General features: G+C 64.5%; 23 protein-coding genes. 16 read left to right on the top strand and 7 right to left on the bottom strand.

Annotated elements, in window-relative coordinates; all coding sequences use genetic code 11:
• Position 1 precedes the first annotated feature (1 nt).
• The 3 genes from nadC (at position 2) to AC5WEY_RS23495 (ending at position 1,548) form a co-directional block, all read left to right on the top strand.
• Positions 2-877 (top strand): carboxylating nicotinate-nucleotide diphosphorylase, encoded by an 876-nt coding sequence (gene nadC / locus AC5WEY_RS23505; RefSeq protein ID WP_495647750.1) that lies wholly within the window; start codon positions 2-4, stop codon positions 875-877.
• Positions 878-924: 47 nt separating this feature from the next.
• Positions 925-1,299, top strand: coding sequence for an RNA-binding S4 domain-containing protein (locus AC5WEY_RS23500; protein ID WP_057476152.1), 375 nt, complete (start codon positions 925-927; stop codon positions 1,297-1,299).
• A 66-nt stretch (positions 1,300-1,365) separates the two neighbouring features.
• Positions 1,366-1,548: a hypothetical protein gene (locus AC5WEY_RS23495; protein ID WP_057476153.1), complete on the top strand. Its 183-nt coding sequence runs from the start codon at positions 1,366-1,368 to the stop codon at positions 1,546-1,548.
• Between the two features lie 52 nt (positions 1,549-1,600).
• On the opposite strand, the gene AC5WEY_RS23490 is transcribed toward AC5WEY_RS23495, so the two are convergent.
• Both AC5WEY_RS23490 and AC5WEY_RS23485 read right to left on the bottom strand, forming a co-directional pair.
• Positions 1,601-3,406, bottom strand: coding sequence for an HNH endonuclease signature motif containing protein (locus AC5WEY_RS23490; RefSeq protein WP_495647749.1), 1,806 nt, complete (start codon positions 3,404-3,406; stop codon positions 1,601-1,603).
• Positions 3,407-3,485: 79 nt separating this feature from the next.
• Positions 3,486-4,469, bottom strand: a complete 984-nt coding sequence (locus AC5WEY_RS23485; RefSeq protein ID WP_495647748.1) for a LysR family transcriptional regulator — start codon at positions 4,467-4,469, stop codon at positions 3,486-3,488.
• Positions 4,470-4,547: 78 nt separating this feature from the next.
• Between AC5WEY_RS23485 and AC5WEY_RS23480 the strand changes: the two genes are divergently transcribed.
• Positions 4,548-4,964: a DUF5997 family protein gene (locus tag AC5WEY_RS23480; protein WP_495647747.1), complete on the top strand. Its 417-nt coding sequence runs from the start codon at positions 4,548-4,550 to the stop codon at positions 4,962-4,964.
• Here the strand turns inward: AC5WEY_RS23480 and AC5WEY_RS23475 are convergent.
• The 4 genes from AC5WEY_RS23475 to AC5WEY_RS23460 all read right to left on the bottom strand — a co-directional run bounded on the left by AC5WEY_RS23475 (position 4,961) and on the right by AC5WEY_RS23460 (position 6,525).
• A complete protein-coding gene (locus AC5WEY_RS23475) occupies positions 4,961-5,344 on the bottom strand; it encodes a YchJ family protein (RefSeq protein ID WP_495647746.1) in 384 nt (127 codons plus the stop codon). The two genes, AC5WEY_RS23480 and AC5WEY_RS23475, sit on opposite strands and share 4 nt — an antisense overlap.
• The gene (locus AC5WEY_RS23470; protein WP_155292933.1) at positions 5,341-5,487 is read right to left on the bottom strand and encodes a hypothetical protein; all 147 of its coding nucleotides are present in this window, start codon (positions 5,485-5,487) and stop codon (positions 5,341-5,343) included. Before AC5WEY_RS23470 ends, AC5WEY_RS23475 begins: the two co-directional genes overlap by 4 nt.
• 11 nt (positions 5,488-5,498) lie before the next feature.
• Positions 5,499-6,125 carry a homoserine/homoserine lactone efflux protein gene (rhtB, locus tag AC5WEY_RS23465; protein WP_495647745.1) on the bottom strand — a complete coding sequence of 209 codons (627 nt, stop codon included), beginning with the start codon at positions 6,123-6,125 and terminating at the stop codon, positions 5,499-5,501.
• Between the two features lie 238 nt (positions 6,126-6,363).
• Positions 6,364-6,525: a hypothetical protein gene (locus tag AC5WEY_RS23460; protein WP_495647744.1), complete on the bottom strand. Its 162-nt coding sequence runs from the start codon at positions 6,523-6,525 to the stop codon at positions 6,364-6,366.
• A 209-nt stretch (positions 6,526-6,734) separates the two neighbouring features.
• Here AC5WEY_RS23460 and AC5WEY_RS23455 point away from each other — a divergent pair, with 209 nt between their 5' ends.
• The 12 genes from AC5WEY_RS23455 (at position 6,735) to hisI (ending at position 15,743) form a co-directional block, all read left to right on the top strand.
• Positions 6,735-7,202 (top strand): SRPBCC family protein, encoded by a 468-nt coding sequence (locus AC5WEY_RS23455; protein WP_495647743.1) that lies wholly within the window; start codon positions 6,735-6,737, stop codon positions 7,200-7,202.
• A 21-nt stretch (positions 7,203-7,223) separates the two neighbouring features.
• The gene (locus AC5WEY_RS23450; RefSeq protein ID WP_495647742.1) at positions 7,224-7,742 is read left to right on the top strand and encodes a DinB family protein; all 519 of its coding nucleotides are present in this window, start codon (positions 7,224-7,226) and stop codon (positions 7,740-7,742) included.
• An 89-nt stretch (positions 7,743-7,831) separates the two neighbouring features.
• The gene (hisD, locus tag AC5WEY_RS23445; protein WP_057476163.1) at positions 7,832-9,184 is read left to right on the top strand and encodes a histidinol dehydrogenase; all 1,353 of its coding nucleotides are present in this window, start codon (positions 7,832-7,834) and stop codon (positions 9,182-9,184) included.
• A complete protein-coding gene (locus tag AC5WEY_RS23440; protein WP_495647741.1) occupies positions 9,181-10,311 on the top strand; it encodes a histidinol-phosphate transaminase in 1,131 nt (376 codons plus the stop codon). The genes hisD and AC5WEY_RS23440 overlap by 4 nt, the downstream gene beginning before the upstream one ends.
• A complete protein-coding gene (gene hisB, locus AC5WEY_RS23435; protein ID WP_495647740.1) occupies positions 10,308-10,931 on the top strand; it encodes an imidazoleglycerol-phosphate dehydratase HisB in 624 nt (207 codons plus the stop codon). The genes AC5WEY_RS23440 and hisB overlap by 4 nt, the downstream gene beginning before the upstream one ends.
• A gap of 61 nt (positions 10,932-10,992) precedes the next feature.
• Positions 10,993-12,111: an MFS transporter gene (locus tag AC5WEY_RS23430; RefSeq protein WP_495647807.1), complete on the top strand. Its 1,119-nt coding sequence runs from the start codon at positions 10,993-10,995 to the stop codon at positions 12,109-12,111.
• Positions 12,108-12,737 (top strand): imidazole glycerol phosphate synthase subunit HisH, encoded by a 630-nt coding sequence (hisH, locus tag AC5WEY_RS23425; protein ID WP_269608299.1) that lies wholly within the window; start codon positions 12,108-12,110, stop codon positions 12,735-12,737. Before AC5WEY_RS23430 ends, hisH begins: the two co-directional genes overlap by 4 nt.
• The gene (locus tag AC5WEY_RS23420) at positions 12,734-12,946 is read left to right on the top strand and encodes a hypothetical protein (RefSeq protein ID WP_057476167.1); all 213 of its coding nucleotides are present in this window, start codon (positions 12,734-12,736) and stop codon (positions 12,944-12,946) included. The genes hisH and AC5WEY_RS23420 overlap by 4 nt, the downstream gene beginning before the upstream one ends.
• Before the next feature lie 83 nt (positions 12,947-13,029).
• On the top strand, positions 13,030-13,764 hold the full coding sequence (priA, locus tag AC5WEY_RS23415; protein WP_037150780.1) for a bifunctional 1-(5-phosphoribosyl)-5-((5-phosphoribosylamino)methylideneamino)imidazole-4-carboxamide isomerase/phosphoribosylanthranilate isomerase PriA: 735 nt from the start codon (positions 13,030-13,032) through the stop codon (positions 13,762-13,764).
• 6 nt (positions 13,765-13,770) lie between these two features.
• On the top strand, positions 13,771-14,601 hold the full coding sequence (locus AC5WEY_RS23410) for an inositol monophosphatase family protein (RefSeq protein WP_495647739.1): 831 nt from the start codon (positions 13,771-13,773) through the stop codon (positions 14,599-14,601).
• Positions 14,598-15,371 (top strand): imidazole glycerol phosphate synthase subunit HisF, encoded by a 774-nt coding sequence (hisF, locus tag AC5WEY_RS23405; RefSeq protein ID WP_057476170.1) that lies wholly within the window; start codon positions 14,598-14,600, stop codon positions 15,369-15,371. Before AC5WEY_RS23410 ends, hisF begins: the two co-directional genes overlap by 4 nt.
• Before the next feature lie 15 nt (positions 15,372-15,386).
• Positions 15,387-15,743: a phosphoribosyl-AMP cyclohydrolase gene (gene hisI / locus AC5WEY_RS23400; RefSeq protein ID WP_495647738.1), complete on the top strand. Its 357-nt coding sequence runs from the start codon at positions 15,387-15,389 to the stop codon at positions 15,741-15,743.
• Here hisI and AC5WEY_RS23395 read toward each other — a convergent pair.
• Positions 15,734-16,240, bottom strand: a complete 507-nt coding sequence (locus tag AC5WEY_RS23395; protein ID WP_057476253.1) for a MarR family winged helix-turn-helix transcriptional regulator — start codon at positions 16,238-16,240, stop codon at positions 15,734-15,736. The two genes, hisI and AC5WEY_RS23395, sit on opposite strands and share 10 nt — an antisense overlap.
• Positions 16,241-16,293: the final 53 nt, after the last annotated feature.

Genomic DNA, 16,293 nt, shown 5'->3' with positions numbered 1-16,293 from the left:
CATGTCCGAAATCTCGACCGAGGTGAACCCTGGCGTCGACCGAGCCGAGGTGCTCGCACTGATCCGGACGGCGCTGGACGAGGACTTGCGATACGGTCCCGACATCACCACCACGGCAACGGTTCCCGAGGACGCGGTGGCGACGGCCTCGGTGGTGTCGCGCCAGTTCGGCACGATCGCCGGCCTGGACGTCGGCCTTCTGGTCCTCGACGAGGTGATCGGTCTTGACGGGTACTCCATCGTGCATCGCATCGAGGACGGGTCGAGTGTCGAACCAGGACAGGCCGTTCTGACGGTCGAGGCCCCGACACGGGGATTGCTGACCGCGGAGCGCACGATGCTCAACATCGTGTGTCACCTTTCGGGAATCGCCACCGCGACAGCCGGTTGGGTCGCAGAGGTCGCCGATACCGAGTGCAAGATTCGGGACAGCCGAAAGACTTTGCCGGGCATGCGTTCGCTGCAGAAGTACGCGGTGCGCGCCGGCGGTGGCGTCAATCATCGAATGGGGTTGGGCGACGCCGCGCTCATCAAGGACAATCACGTTGCAGCTGCTGGTTCGGTCGTCGCTGCGTTGAACGCGGTGCGGTCGGCTGCGCCGGACATCGCCTGTGAAGTGGAGGTCGACAGCCTCGAACAACTCGACCAGGTACTTGCCGAGAACGTCGAACTCGTTCTGCTGGACAACTTTGCGCTGTGGCAGACGCAGATGGCGGTGCAGCGTCGTGACAAGTTCGCTCCCGAGACCAAGCTGGAGTCCTCGGGTGGGTTGACGGTCGACGTGGCACGGGACTACGCGCGGACGGGGGTCGACTTTCTTGCCGTGGGCGGTCTGACACACTCGGTGACAGTGCTCGATCTCGGCCTGGACATGTAACCCTGGACATGCAGCAGCGCCTCGCGATGTGAGGAATTCCTTCGAAGATGGAACTACAGAGTGCCCGCCTCGACAGCTGGATCTGGGCGGTGCGGTTGTTCAAGACACGGTCCGCGGCGGCCGCTGCGTGCCGTGGTGGGCATGTCCGGGTCAACGGAACGCCCGCCAAGCCTGGCCTGCGAATCGGTCCGAACGACGAGGTCCGGCTTCGCGTCGACGGCGTAGAGAAGATCGTCGTCGTCGTGCGGGCGATCACCAAACGTGTCGGTGCCGCTGTCGTCCCCGAGTGCCTGATCGACCGCAGTCCGCCGCCGCCTCCGAAGGAAGTTCTCGCCTCCGTACCGCGTCGTGATCGAGGAGCGGGTAGACCGACCAAGCGTGATCGTCGTGAGATCGATCGGCTGCGGGGCCTGGGTCTCTAGTGCGCCCGACTGTTTTCAGTTACCTTCGGTAACGACAGGTAGTTCGCACGCGCAAGGAGGTATGGCATGGACTCCGTCCTGTGGACCCCACGTTTCGCAGCCGTGTACTTCGTGGCAGCAGCGTTGCTGCTCATTCTGTTTCTGGCTATCGACGCGTCCCTCGCCATTGCCGCACCGCTTCTGTTGCTGTCGGTGGGACTCGGAATCGCAGTTCTGATTCGCAATCGAAAGCGTCACCCGGTTCGCTGAGGCGTTCTGGGGCCCTCTGAGCACAGCTGTGCCCTGATGCTGGTGTGGGTCGTCATGCGGGTTGTCGTGGTTCCTCGTCGCCGGCATGGCCGGTGTCGTGGTGGGTGTCGGGTGGGTAGAGGACTTCTTCGGGGTGGTGTGCGTGATTGATGAGCCCACGCCTGCGTGGGTCCATTCCGGTGGGTGGGTGCCAGAGGGTGCGGCCCGGGTAGCGATGTGCTGCTCCGGTTTTGGTGGTCGCCCATTTTCTTGGTCCGGTGCCGACGAGGGCGTGGTGCATGTCGCAGCCGAAGGTGAGGGCGTCGATGTCGGTGGGCCCGCCCTCGACCCAATCGTCGATGTGATGGGACTGGCACCAGGTCGCCGGGCGGGTGCAGGAGGGGAAGCTGCAGCCGCGGTCGCGGGCGATGAGCACGATCCGTTGGTCGGCGGAGGCGATGCGTTTGGATCGGCCGAGGTAGAGGGCGCGTCCGTTGTCGTCGAAGATGGTCAGGTAGTGGCGGGCGTGGGAGGCCATGCGGATGGCGTCGCGGATCGAGACGCGGGATCCGGTGCCGGTCATGGCGTATCCGCAGCCCGATTCGAGGTCTTTGAGGCTCATGGTGACGATGGCGGTGACGGGTAGGCCGCGGTGGGTGCCGAGGGTGCCGGAGGCGAGGGTGTGCCGCAGTGCCATTTTCAGGGCGTCGTGGCGGCGTTCGTTCTGGGTGCGTCGATCCCGCGCGGCGGCAGCATCGCGCGTAGCGTTGTCCGGACCTGCATAGTCGCCGCCGGCATCGGCCCCAGGCGAGTTGTCTGATTCAGCAGTGCCATCGGATTCGGCGCAGTCATCGTTGCCGTCGGGTGCTGTGCCACAACCACAGTCGGCACCGTCGCACTCACCGCAGTCGTCGCCATCGTCGCAGTCCGTCTCATCCCACAGGCCCGAATCGTTAGACCCCGCATCGCTGGAGTCTGCATCGCTGCAGTCTGCATCGTGGGTGGTCGGCTCGGGCTTCGGCGCTGTGGCACTGCCGTTCTCGCCGTCTTCGTCGTCGTGGACGACCGATGTCGGGTCGGCAGGGTTGTTGACGCCCGGTTTCGCGGCTTTGGAGAACAGAGCCTCGAGGTAGGCGCGTAGTTCGGAATCGACGCAGAACTTCCCGTCCGACATCCCGTCGGCACCTTGCTCACCGAGGTAGAAGAACGCATCCCGACGCTTCTTCGGCTTGGGCTTACCGTCCTCGTCCTCGTCCTCGTCCTCGTCGTAGTCGCCGTCGGGGCTGAGGATCGAATCCAGGTGAGCCACCAGCGGCGCGAAGTCGTCTGGACGTCGGGTGCAGGCGTAGCCCACCAATTGCTGTTCGGCGAGATCACGGGTCTGCGGATCGACACTGGCCGGCAAGTGCTTGAAGAATTCGCGGATCATCTGCACGTGTTTGGCATCGAGCAAACCCGCCCGCAGCGCTGCCGCGGTGTGCGGCAACAACGCAGGCAGGACTTCACCGGACAGCGCGGTGCGATCCCCCAACTCCGCAGCCAGACGCACCCGCGCCCCGGCGGCGCGTGGGGTGATCCGCAGCATCCATGCCACCGAGCACGGTACCGAGCCGGGATACACCTCGAGGCCGCGCTGATCGATCAGTTCGTTGAGCCAGGTGTACGAGTGCGCCGTCAGCGACCGCGACACAGTTTCGATGCGTTGGATCACCGCACGCCGGTCGGCGTTCGTCCACGACACCGACCCCTGTTCCGCCAGTTCGGCGACCGCGGACTCGACCCGGTCGATCAGCGCCGACAGTGCGGGATCGGACACGACAGGGGGAGGCGGCACCGTCTCGATGCCGTCCACCCCTGATCCGCCGTCCCCCGAAAGCATGATGCGAATCTAGCGCGACACACCGACAGACTTTCGAACACATGTTCCCGCGGACTGGAAGCGACGTGGGGAGATCGACTCAGCGCCGTTTGCCGCTCCGTCGGGCGTTCGTCTTCGTCTTGGCAACCGGGCGAGCCGGCTTGGAGGGGTGCGCCTTCTTCTTCTTGACCGGCGCGTCGTCTGCCGAACCTCGTGAACTCCGGGTCGACCGTCCTCGGACGATGCCGATGAACTCTTCGATGCGGTCGTCCTCGTGTTCGGCGACCCAGGCCAACGCAATCTGGGACTGCTCGATGTCGGTCACCGGGCGGTAGACGAGATCTTTGCGCGCGTTGAATCGGGCCACCGAATGCGGCACGATCGCCACTCCGAGGCCGGCAGCCACGTACTCGAACGTCTCCGCAGTGGAATTCATCGGAGGCAGGGCAGGGCGATTGCCGACTTCGAGTTCCGTTGCCACAGCAGCCCATTCGGGCACCGTCGCAGGATCGGCCAGCAGATGCTCGTCGGCGAGATCGCTCGCGGTGACGGAATCGAATGCTGCGACGGCGTGGTCTTTCGGCACCACCACAACCTGGACTTCCTGATACAGGCCGATTGCATTGAGACCCTCACGATCGATCGGCGGTCGGACGAAGCTCACATCGACCGTCCCGTCGCGCAAACACGACACCTGTGTCTCCGGCGTTGTCGCCGTCACGGACAGCGTGACGTCCGGGAACCGATCCGCCCAGATTCGCGTCCACTTCGTCAGCGTCACACCTTCGGCGTAGCCGATGGTGAACGCCGTCGGCTCGGCAGCAGCCACCTGAGCGAGCTTCGACAGCCGATCGTCCTCGGCAATCTTCACCAGAGCCCGCTCGAGCAGAGCGCGGCCGTCCTCGGTGAGTTCGGTGGGTGAGACCCCCGGCACGAACAGATCGACGCCGAGCTGCTCCTCGAGTTCCACGATGGTCTTGCTCAGGCGGATTCGCGAGATTCCGAGCGACTGAGCGGCGCGGGCGAAATGCAGTTGTTGCGCCACCGCGGCGTACCAGCGCAGTGTCTGCACATCGATATTCACGGAGTCGAGCCTATGGGACGGCGCGCAACGTGCAGGACGGTGGCATCCAGACCGCGGAATGCCGGATAAGCTGGTCGGGTGAGCCCGGAGAACAAACAGCAGACCATGAAGCCATTGACCGCGGCGAACAAGCTCGGCATCTATCTTCCCGCAGCGCCCGAAGAGTTTCAGAACTCGATGGTCAGCAGGTCCGACCTGGACGCGTTGCGGAACGATCCGCCACAGTGGTTGACCGACTTGCAGACCAACGGGCCCTTCCCCCGCGACGTGATCGCGAAGAAGCTGGGCGTGTCCATCGCAGGCCTGGCCCGCGGCGGTGTCACCGAGGCCCTGACCAATGACGCCATCGAGGAGCTCGTCGCCAGCCCGCCGCAGTGGCTCGTTCGTGAGCGCCGCACGCAGATCCAGGTGCGCAAGGATGCCGAACGCATCAAGGAAAAGCAGGAAGCGCGCCGTACGGCGGGGAACCGGCCGACCAAGCTGCGCAACCTCTAGGGCGAGACAACTCCGTCGAGATAGAGCCAGCGACCGTCGACCCGGACGAAGCGGCTGATCTCCGACATCGTGCCTGGACCGTCGGGGTGCTTGTACCGAGCCTCGAACTGCACGGTGCCGGTCTCGTCGAACAGGCCGCCCGCATAGGAATGAAGAATGTCGAGTCGGTACCACCTCTGATCGGAATCGAGATCCAACTCGTGCGGAACCGTGTCGGGATGCCACGACTCGCGTAAGTGGGCCACATCGCCGACGGCGAAAGCGGTGAAGCGCGAGCGCATCAACTTCTCGGCAGTCGGTGCATCCGCATCGCCGCGCAGATACGGCTCGCAACACGCGTCGAACGTGTCACCGCTCGAACACGGGCACCGTCCGCTCACTCGTCGACAACTTCGACTGTGTAAGTGCCGAGTTCGTGTTCGTCCCGCTTGCCGACGTCCTGAATCCACGTGTTGGCTTCGAGCAGAGTGTCGAACAATCCCAACGGAATCGGGTCTCCGCCGAGCGCGTTTTTCATGATCACGCGGTACTTCCTCACGGTGTCACCCGCCGAACGGTCGCGAGGAACGTTGCGGCAGCGAAGAACATCCCTGCGAACGTGCGATTCATCGTCTTCTGTTGGCGCTGCGAGCGCATCAGCCGCAGTACTCGAGATGCCAGCGAGGTGTAACCGGTCATCACCAACATGTCGACCGCAACCATCGTGGCTGCGATGACCAGGTACTGAGTGAGCAGGGGCCGTGCCGGATCGAGGAACTGGGGAAGTACGGCAACCATGAATACGACGGCCTTCGGATTACTGGCGTTGACCAAAAATCCTCGTGCCAGCATCGTCGTTCCGCGATCGGCCACCGCGGGGGCGTCGGCGACGTCGGTGGGAGCCGCGCGCCACTGGCGGACACCAAGGTAGACCAGGTAGGCAACACCGAACCACTTGATTGCCGTGAACGCGAGCGCCGAGCTCGCGAGAACTGCACCCAGTCCGACGGCGACGATGCCGATCTGCAGGAGCAACCCGATCTGCAGACCGAAGATGTTCCAGTACCCGCGGCGCAGGCCGTATCGAAGCCCGGTGGACATCGAGGCGATGGCACCGGCACCGGGGGACAGACTGATGACGATGCTCGCACCCAGAAACGCGAGCCACACTGACCAGTTCAACTGTCTCCCATCACGTACTTGGACCACATCGAAGCGTTCGGCGGTCCGACCGGTGATTCTGCCATGACGCGCAGCGGTCGAGCAGCCGCTCACCGGGCGTACCCCTGTACTAGAAGTGTCAGGCACCACGGCTACGCCGGTTCGTCACCTGTGTTCGGTGCGCCACCAGTTGATCGGACCGCGGTTCGATGCGTCGAAATGTGAAGGCTTCCGTGTGGGGGTCCTTCGCGAGAGGTCCCTACAGGCTGATACCGATGCTGTTGAGAATTGGTTGCAGGACGTTCACGACGAAGTCGGCAAGCACAAACCCGACGAACTCTACGGCAGGCCTGGCCCACTCCGGTGCCCACGGATACGGGTACGGACTCCCGGGCGATGCACTGGCTACTCCTGCCGTCATGAAGAGCATGAGACCTACAGTGACTGTGACTGTCGCTACTCTCGATCTGTTCATGCCGCTGTAATCGCTACAACAGACTGTGCGTTACCGGCTTCCCGTTCGGACTCACACGCCGACGCAGTACATGATGTCCTTTCACTACTGACGTCAACTCGAATGCCGTTCGATGGTCGAGTGTCGATCCTGGGTTCGCGGGGTAGACGCTGCACATGGCAGAAATCAGAACCATCGACACAGGTCCTCAGCAGGTCACCCGGCAGACCGAGGTTCACGCACCGGCAGCCGAATTGTTCGACATCGTCGCCGATCCCAACCGCCACGGCGAGCTGGACGGATCGGGCACGGTGAAGGACACCGTCCGCGGTCCCGATCGCCTCAGCACCGGCGCGAAATTCTCCGTCGGTATGAAGCAGTACGGCGTGCCGTACAAGATCACCAGCACCGTCACCGAGTTCGTCGATGCCGATCGGCACAAGGTCGTCGAGTGGCAGCACCCGATGGGTCACACCTGGCGCTGGGAGTTCGAGGAGAAGCAGCCGGGGCTGACAACGGTGACCGAAACCTTCAAGTACGGCACGGCCAAGGTCCCGAAGATGCTCGAGCTGTTCAAGATGCCGCAGAAGAACGCGCAAGGAATCACAAGCACACTGCACAACCTGGCTGCCCGCTACGCCTGATCTGAATCTATCCTGACCGGCATGCCGATCGATCCCGACACCAAGAACTGGACCTGGGTACTCGAGCGAGCGTGCCCGGATTGCGGGTTCGACTCGAGTGCCGTCGATTACGACGACATCCCGGACCTGATCCGCGCCGACGTCGAGCGTTGGGATGCAGTTCTGCGGCGCGACGACGTAGCACTGCGCCCCGACGACTCGACGTGGTCTGCTCTCGAATACGCCGCTCACGTTCGTGACGCGCATCGGATCTTTCGTACCCGCCTCGAGCTGGTGCTCACCGAGGACGATCCCGAGTTCGCGAACTGGGATCAGGACGCCACCGCGGTGGCCGAGAACTACAACGACCAGGACCCCGCAGTGGTGGCTGCCGAACTCGGCGATGCTGCTCGGGCCCTCGCCGACGATTTTGCCGCCGTGCCGACGGAGGAGCGGCAGCGGACGGGTCGGCGTAGCGACGGGTCGAACTTCTCCGTCGAAACCCTGGCCGCGTATTACATCCACGATCCGATTCACCATCTGTGGGACGTGCGGGGCTGAGCCGAATTCGGTGGAACTATCCTGGGGTTTCGGACAACACTGATTCGACCGAACCCCGGCACCGAACCGACTCCACGAAGGGGCCCACTATGCCTGCCCGCATCGAGCTCGCCCGCGTCGATCTACGCGGACGAACTCCATCCACTGCCGAACTACGCGGCGCACTTCCCCGAGGCGGAGTGGATGTCGATTCGGTGCTGCATCAGGTCCGCCCCGTCGTCGAGGCCGTCAAAGAACGCGGTGCCGATGCGGCCCTCGAGTTCAGCGAAAAGTTCGACGGGGTCCGACCGGACCGCATCCGAGTTCCACAGCACGAGTTGGATCGTGCACTCGAGGAGCTGGATCCGGCCGTCCGGGCCGCACTCGAGGTCGCGATCGAGCGAACCCGTCTGGTGCACTCGGATCAGCGCCGAACCGACCACACCACTCAGGTGGTGCCCGGCGGCACCGTGACCGAGCGTTGGATTCCGGTCGATCGGGTGGGGCTCTACGTGCCCGGTGGCAACGCCGTGTACCCGTCGTCGGTCGTGATGAACGTCGTGCCTGCGCAGATCGCCGGCGTCGGTTCGCTTGTGGTGGCCTCACCGCCGCAGAAGAATTTCGGTGGCCTGCCGCACCCGACCATCCTCGCGGCCGCGCAGCTCCTCGGCGTCGACGAGGTGTGGGCCGTCGGCGGCGGTCAGGGCGTTGCCCTGCTCACCTACGGCGGCGTGGACACCGACGGCGGTGAACTGGCACCGGTCGATCTGATCACCGGTCCCGGGAACATCTACGTCACCGCTGCCAAGCGACTGTGCCGCTCGCTCATCGGAATCGACTCCGAGGCAGGCCCCACCGAGATCGGGATTCTCGCGGACGCCACCGCAGATCCGATCCACGTGGCAGCAGACCTGATCAGTCAGGCCGAGCACGATGTCATGGCGGCCAGTGTGCTGGTGACCGACAGCCTCGAGCTGGCCGACGCGGTCGACAAGGCCGTGAACGCGCAGATGGCCTCCACCCGGCATGCGGAACGCGTGGCGACGGCACTGAACGGCAGCCAATCCGGCATCGTTCTCGTCGACGACATCACGCAGGGGTTGGCGGTGGTCAACGCCTATGCGGCCGAGCACCTCGAGATCCAGACGAAGGACGCGTCCGACGTCGCAGCTCGGGTGCGCAGCGCCGGTGCCGTGTTCGTGGGAGCGTGGTCGCCGGTGAGCCTCGGTGACTACTGCGCCGGGTCCAATCACGTACTCCCGACTGCCGGGTGTGCTCGGCACTCGTCCGGCCTGAGCGTGCAGACGTTCCTGCGCGGTATCCACGTGGTGGACTACAGCGAAGCTGCGCTCAAAGATGTTGCTGCGCATGTCATTGCGCTGGCCAATGCAGAGGATCTGCCGGCCCACGGTGAAGCGGTTCGGCTACGTTTCGAAGGGCTGCCTTCCGGTGATGCGTCATGAGTGATGCTCTGGGACAATCGGTCTCGTTGGGCGACCTACCCCTGCGCGAGGCGCTCGTCGGTAAGTCTCCGTACGGCGCGCCGCAGCTCACCGTGCCGGTCCAGTTGAACACCAACGAGAATCCGCACCCGCCGACACAGGCATTGATCGACGACGTCGCGGAATCGGTGCGGCTCGCCGCTGCGCAATTGCACCGCTATCCGGATCGCGATGCGGACGAGCTGCGGGCCGATCTCGCGCGCTACCTGAGCGAGCAGACCGGCTTCGCGGTCGAGACCGCCAACGTGTGGGCAGCGAATGGCTCCAACGAGATTCTGCAGCAATTGCTGCAGGCGTTCGGCGGACCGGACCGCACTGCACTGGGTTTCGTGCCCTCGTACTCGATGCACCCGATCATCTCCTCCGGGACGCAGACCGAGTGGATTCCGGCGAAGCGTCGGGCGGACTTCTCTCTCGATGTCGACTACGCGGTGAAGGCGATCGAGGAGCGTAAGCCCGACGTCGTGTTCGTCACCAGCCCGAACAATCCGACGGGCCACAGCATCGGCGAGCAGGATCTGCGCCGAATCCTCGACGCCGCACCGGGAATTGTCGTGGTCGACGAGGCCTACGCCGAGTTCTCCTCCGCCCCGAGCACGATCGGATTGATCGAGAGCTATCCGAGCAAGATCGTGGTCAGCCGAACCATGAGCAAGGCCTTTGCATTCGCCGGCGGGCGGCTGGGATACCTCGTGGCGGCCCCGGCTGTTGTCGACGCGATGTTGTTGGTGCGCTTGCCTTATCACCTCTCGGTTGTCACGCAAGCAGCTGCGCGGGCGGCACTGCGGCACGCCACGGACACTCTCGGTAGCGTCGCCGAGCTCTCCGCCGAACGAGATCGGGTGTCCGAAGCCCTCGGCAGCCAGGGTTACGACGTGGTGCCGTCCGACGCCAACTTCCTGCTCTTCGGCCGGTTCTCCGATGCGCACGCAACGTGGCAGCGGTACCTCGACGAAGGCATCCTCATCCGAGACGTCGGAATTCCCGAATATCTACGCGTCACCATCGGACTGGCACACGAGAACGACCGATTCCTCACCGTCAGCGCAGCACTCGCATCGACCGAAAGAGCAGAGGCACAGCAGTGACCACACCCGCTCCCCGTATCGCCAAGATCGAGCGCACCACCAAGGAATCCGACATCTCCGTCGAGCTGAACCTGGACGGCACCGGCATCGTCGACATCTCCACCGGCGTTCCGTTCTACGACCACATGCTGACCGCCCTCGGCACCCACGCCCGTTTCGATTTGACGGTCAGGGCTAAGGGCGACATCGAGATCGAGGCGCATCACACCGTCGAGGACACCGCGATCGTGCTCGGCCAAGCGCTCGGGCAGGCCCTCGGCGACAAGTCGGGGATCACCCGGTTCGGCGACTCGTTCATTCCGATGGACGAAACGCTGGTGCACGCGGCCGTCGATGTGTCCGGACGTCCGTACTGCGTGCACACCGGCGAGCCCGACTACATGGTGCATTCGGTGATCGGCGGCTACCCGGGAGTTCCGTACTCCACCGTGATCAACAAGCACGTGTTCGAGACGCTGGCTTCGAACGCTCGGATCGCGTTGCACGTCAGAGTGATCTACGGCCGCGACCAGCATCACATCACCGAAGCAGAGTTCAAGGCTGTCGCGCGGGCGCTGCGTCAGGCCACCGAATACGACCCTCGCGTGACCGGAGTTCTGTCCACCAAGGGAAGTCTGTGATCGATCGACCGGCGTTCGTGCCTTGAGTGGCCTGTTGTCGATTCGGGGGCTTCCGGCCGCGATGGCGATGGGGGCAGCAGCGTTCGGTGGTTGGGGATTGTTGCTGCCGGTGATACCCCTGGCCGTGTCGCAATCCGGGGCATCCGACGCGGTGGCGGCGGCCAGCACCGCGATCTTCATGACCACGACGGTGATCACTCAGCTGTTCGTCCCGCGGATGCTGATGCGCGTCGGCCATCGCGCGGTACTTGCCGCAGGGTGCTTGCTGCTGGGTGTTCCATCGCTGTTGTTCATCGTGTCCGTCGATGCCGTACCGGCACTGGCCGTCTCGGCACTGAGAGGAACAGGCTTCGGCATGCTGACGGTGGCCGGTGCTGCCATCGTTGCCGAGTTGGCTCCCACTGCGTTGCTCGGCCGAGCGACGGGCGCGCAGGGGATTGCCGTCGCGTTGGCTCAGATGATCACGCTTCCAATGGGTTTGGTGATCTTCGCAGCGAGTCCGACAGCCGTCTTCGTGCTCGGTGCTCTTGTGCCTGCGGCCGGTTTGATCGGCGTGGCATTGTTGCCGCCCACCAGGCCCGCGCCGCAGCCGCCGAGAATCGAGCGGGTTCGCCTCGACATCCGGCAATTCCTCGTGCCGTGTCTCGTCGTGGCCTCGGTGTCCGCGGCGTACGGCGGAATCACCAGCCTGTTGCCGATCGCGGAATCGAACCGAGCCGCCATGATCGGGGTCGCCCTGGCCGTCGTCAGCGCTGCGATGCTCGTCGGCCGGTACACCGCAGGATCGGTTGCGGATCGAATCGGCATCGGGCGCTCCGTCGTTCCCGCTCTGGTCTCGGCGGCGATCGGTATCGTGCTGTTCGCGATCGCTGCGCTGGGGAACATGCCTGCTGCACTGTTCTTCGTCGCCGCCGTGCTGTTCGGAATCGGGTACGGCGCATGCCAGAACGACAGTCTGGTCATGGCCTTCGACGCGGCCGGGCCCGCTCGCTACAGCAGTGCGAGTGCCGTCTGGAACATCAGCTTCGACGCGGGCACCGGTGCGGGTGCGCTCGCGCTGGGTGTTCTCGCTACGAGCGTGGGGTACACCGCGGGATTCACCGCGGCTGCAATCACGGTGGTCGTCGTTGCGGCGGTGGCGCTGATCGCCCGACCACGCCCCGATAGACTTCCCACATGACTTCTGTGGTGTTGCTCGATTACGGCTCGGGCAATCTGCACTCGGCGAAGAGGGCGTTGGCCCGGGTCGGTGCCGACGTGACGGTGACCTCGGATTTCGACGAAGCCCTCGATGCAGAGGCTTTGGTGGTTCCCGGTGTCGGCGCGTTCGCCGCCTGCATGGAGGGTCTGCTGGCGGTGCGCGGTGACCGCATCATCGGGCGTCGCCTGGCCGGTGGACGACCGGTGCTGGGTATCTGCGTCGGAATGCAGATTCTGTTCGACCGTGGCGTCGAATTCGGTGTCGAGGCCAACGGGTGTGGGGAATGGCCGGGAACGGTCGAGCGCCTGCAGGCCGACGTGTTGCCCCACATGGGCTGGAACACCGTCGAGGCACCGGAGAAGAGTGTGCTGTTCGACGGTATCGATCCCGAGACCCGGTTCTATTTCGTTCACTCCTACGCTGCTCAGCAATGGGAGCTCGAACCCAGCGACACCATCGCCGCGCCACTGCTGACGTGGGCCGATCACGGCGGCCGATTCCTCGCTGCCGTGGAGAACGGCGCGCTCTCGGCCACGCAGTTCCACCCGGAGAAATCCGGTGACGCCGGTGCCGCGCTACTCGAGAACTGGGTTCGATCGGTGTGAGTGACCGCGAGTTCTCGCTGGGCAGGTTGGCCTTCCGGGCACTCGGTGCGGCCGTCGCGGTGCTGGCTCTCGCCACTGCCCTGATCGCCGTCCTGCAACCGAGCGCAGGCATAGCTCTGTTCATCGCCCTGTCGGGTGTCGTCGGAGCGATCGCGGCAATGGGAGTGGTGTCGACTCGTATGACCAAGAATCTCGGCCGGGACAATTGACGGTCCTTCGCTGCGGCCTGCGGATCTACACAGCGGACACCCGTTTTGAATTCGATGCGAGTCGGCCCGTAGCATAACCGCACGTGAGCCTGGTCTTATTGCCTGCTGTCGATGTCGCAGGCGGCGAAGCTGTTCGTCTCGTTCAAGGAGAAGCCGGAAGCGAGACCAAGTACGGGTCGCCTCGTGATGCCGCCCTCGCGTGGCAGAACGACGGCGCGGAATGGGTCCATCTCGTGGATCTCGACGCCGCGTTCGGGCGGGGCTCCAATCGGGAGTTGCTCGCGTCGGTCGTCGGCGAACTCGACGTCAAGGTAGAGCTGTCGGGCGGCATTCGTGACGACGAGTCGCTGCGTGCGGCCCTGGCGACCGGTTGTGCGCGAGTCAATCTCGGCACCGCAGCCCTCGAGGATCCGCAATGGTGCTCCCGTGCGATCGGCGAGTTCGGTGATCGCGTCGCGGTCGGGCTGGACGTGCTGATCGTCGACGGAGCTCCGCGACTACGCGGCCGTGGATGGGTCAGCGATGGCGGCGATCTGTGGGACGTGCTCGAGCGGCTCGAGCGCGACGGGTGTTCGCGCTACGTGGTCACCGATGTGACCAAGGATGGCACGTTGACGGGGCCCAACCTGGAACTGCTCGCCGACGTGTGTGCCAAGACCGACAAGCCGGTCATCGCATCGGGCGGCGTGTCCACGATTGCAGATCTCGAAGCGATTGCCGGTCTGGTCGATCGCGGCGTGGAAGGATCCATTGTCGGAAAAGCGCTGTACGCCGGACGTTTCACGCTGCCCGACGCCCTCGCCGCGGTGTCCCGGTAGCAACGAATGACCCTTCCCGAGGAACCGACTCGTCTGCTCGAGATCGCCGGTGGATTGCTCGACGGCGTCCATGATCGATTCGTTGCGGGCGTCGGCGCACCGAGTGCTGTGCAGAAGGGACCGGACGATTTCGCCACCGCAGTGGATCTGGAACTCGAGCGGCGACTCGCTGCGGAATTGTTCGACTCGACCGGAATCGCTGTTCACGGTGAAGAATTCGGTGGACCGGATCTGAACTCCGGGCTCGTCTGGGTACTCGACCCCATCGACGGCACGTTCAACTACTCGTCTGGGTTGCCCTCGGCGGGAACGTTGTTGGCCTTGCTCGACGACGGTGTGCCCGTCCTCGGTCTGACGTGGTTGCCGCTGGTGGACCAGCGGTTTGCTGCGGTGTCGGGCGGTCCGCTTCTACTGAACGGTGTGGCACTCCCGATGCTACAGCCGAAGGTGTTGCGCGAGTCCATGATCGGCTTCGGTGCCTTCAACGTCGCCAGTCGGGGACCACTTCCCGGACGATTCAGGTTCCGGATTCTCGAAGAGCTGTCGATGCATTCCTCTCGCCTGCGGATGCACGGTGCGACCGGGGTGGATCTGGCCTACACGGCCAGCGGCGTACTCGGCGGTGCTGTGGTCTTCGGTCACCGGGCCTGGGACAACGCTGCCGGTGCGCTGCTGGTGCGCTCCGCCGGCGGAATCGTCACCGACCTCGCCGGCGAACCCTGGACGGTCGACTCGACGTCGGTGCTCGCGGCCGGGCCCGGGGTGCACGACCAGTTGCTGAAGGTGATCACCGAACTCGGTGACCCTGCCGACTACCTGGAAGGACCTGCGCGATGAGCGTCGCGGTCAGAGTGATTCCGTGCCTCGACGTCGATGCCGGACGTGTCGTCAAGGGCGTCAACTTCGAAAACCTCCGCGACGCAGGCGATCCCGTCGAACTTGCGGCTGCCTACGACGCACAGGGAGCCGACGAGCTGACCTTCCTGGACGTCACCGCGTCGACGTCGGATCGAGGCACGATGCTCGACGTCGTCAGCCGTACGGCCGAGCAGGTGTTCATTCCGCTCACCGTCGGCGGGGGAGTTCGCACCGTCGCCGACGTCGACCGTTTGTTGCGAGCCGGAGCAGACAAGGTCAGTGTGAACACCGCCGCGATAGCCCGACCCGAGTTGCTGCGCGAACTCAGCGAGAGGTTCGGGTCTCAGTGCATCGTGCTCTCGGTCGACGCTCGTACTGTTCCGCAGGGGCAGCAGGACACCCCATCGGGCTGGGAGGTCACTACACACGGCGGCAAGCGTGGAACCGGTATCGACGCCGTCGACTGGGCGGTACGTGGTGCGGAGTTGGGCGTGGGAGAAATCCTGCTCAATTCGATGGATGCCGACGGCACCAAGGCCGGGTTCGATCTACCGATGATCGCAGCGGTCCGGGCCGCAGTGCACGTGCCGGTCATTGCCAGCGGGGGAGCGGGACGGGTGGAACACTTCTCACCCGCAGTGCATGCCGGTGCGGACGCCGTTCTCGCCGCCAGCGTCTTCCACTTCGGCGACCTCACCATCGGCCAGGTCAAAGATGCGATGCGCGCCGAGCGCATCGTCGTTCGATAACAAAGAGGTTTTCCGATGACACTCGATTCGAGTCTGTCCGCGAGACTCAAGCGCAACGAAGCCGGACTGTTCAGTGCGGTCGTGCAGGAACGATCGACCGGGCAGGTGCTGATGGTCGCTTGGATGGACGACGAGGCACTCTCTCGAACCCTCCAAACCCGCAAGGGCACTTATTATTCCAGGTCCCGGCAGCAGTACTGGGTGAAGGGTGAGACGTCGGGGCACACGCAGTACGTGCACGAGGTCAGGCTCGACTGCGACGGTGACACCGTGCTTCTGGTTGTCGATCAGGTCGGTGCGGCGTGCCACACCGGCGCACACACCTGCTTCGACGCCGACGTGCTGATGGGGCCCGAGAACTCTCAGGCGTGACCTGTGCCTGCAGCGATTCCCTTGTCCAGCTGAGCCAGCAGGGTTGCGCTCAAGGTCGAGAGCTGCTCGACCTCTGCGTCCGAGAGCCCCTCGAACACCAACGCCTGCACCGTGCCGACGTGCCCGGGTGCCGCTTCCACGACCTTCGCCATCCCCGAGTCGGTCAGCACCGCGTAAGAACCGCGGCTGCCCGGTATGGACTCCCGGCGAACCCACCCGGCTTTCTCGAGCTTGGTCACCACGTGTGAGAGCCGCGAGAGCGACGCGTTTGCGAACTCGGCCAGATCCCGAAGTTGGATTCGCCGCTGCGGGTTCTCGCTGACAGTGGCGAGGACGAAATAATCGAAGTGGGTCAGCTGAGAATCGCGCTGCAGCTGAGCATCCAGTGCGGCCGGAAGTCGAGTGACAAGGGCGACGAGCGAGCGCCAGGCGTCCTGTTGATTCTCGGTGAGCCACTGGGGATCCACCGTGTCCTGCGGTGTCGCAGACGTGTTCATCGCGGGGAACCTCTCCATCCAATAGTTGTGCTCTGCTTATGATGCCCCGAGGG

It is taken from the genome of Rhodococcoides sp. S146-33, from assembly GCF_059489205.1.
The sequence above is the reverse complement of the archived record's forward strand: the minus strand, read 5'-3'. Positions and strand labels throughout refer to the sequence as shown.

Bases quoted from the DNA above. Each gene is read 5' to 3' on its own strand.
- AC5WEY_RS23490 (WP_495647749.1), bottom strand. From the start codon at position 3,406: ATGCTTTCGGGGGACGGCGGATCAGGGGTGGACGGCATCGAGACGGTG.
- hisI (WP_495647738.1), top strand. From the start codon at position 15,387: ATGACACTCGATTCGAGTCTGTCCGCGAGACTCAAGCGCAACGAAGCC.
- AC5WEY_RS23495 (WP_057476153.1), top strand. From the start codon at position 1,366: ATGGACTCCGTCCTGTGGACCCCACGTTTCGCAGCCGTGTACTTCGTG.
- hisF (WP_057476170.1), top strand. From the start codon at position 14,598: ATGAGCGTCGCGGTCAGAGTGATTCCGTGCCTCGACGTCGATGCCGGA.
- hisH (WP_269608299.1), top strand. From the start codon at position 12,108: ATGACTTCTGTGGTGTTGCTCGATTACGGCTCGGGCAATCTGCACTCG.
- AC5WEY_RS23450 (WP_495647742.1), top strand. From the start codon at position 7,224: ATGCCGATCGATCCCGACACCAAGAACTGGACCTGGGTACTCGAGCGA.
- nadC (WP_495647750.1), top strand. From the start codon at position 2: ATGTCCGAAATCTCGACCGAGGTGAACCCTGGCGTCGACCGAGCCGAG.
- hisD (WP_057476163.1), top strand. From the start codon at position 7,832: ATGCCTGCCCGCATCGAGCTCGCCCGCGTCGATCTACGCGGACGAACT.
- AC5WEY_RS23455 (WP_495647743.1), top strand. From the start codon at position 6,735: ATGGCAGAAATCAGAACCATCGACACAGGTCCTCAGCAGGTCACCCGG.
- AC5WEY_RS23395 (WP_057476253.1), bottom strand. From the start codon at position 16,240: ATGAACACGTCTGCGACACCGCAGGACACGGTGGATCCCCAGTGGCTC.
- AC5WEY_RS23440 (WP_495647741.1), top strand. From the start codon at position 9,181: ATGAGTGATGCTCTGGGACAATCGGTCTCGTTGGGCGACCTACCCCTG.
- AC5WEY_RS23430 (WP_495647807.1), top strand. From the start codon at position 10,993: ATGGCGATGGGGGCAGCAGCGTTCGGTGGTTGGGGATTGTTGCTGCCG.
- AC5WEY_RS23500 (WP_057476152.1), top strand. From the start codon at position 925: ATGGAACTACAGAGTGCCCGCCTCGACAGCTGGATCTGGGCGGTGCGG.
- AC5WEY_RS23410 (WP_495647739.1), top strand. From the start codon at position 13,771: ATGACCCTTCCCGAGGAACCGACTCGTCTGCTCGAGATCGCCGGTGGA.
- AC5WEY_RS23460 (WP_495647744.1), bottom strand. From the start codon at position 6,525: ATGACGGCAGGAGTAGCCAGTGCATCGCCCGGGAGTCCGTACCCGTAT.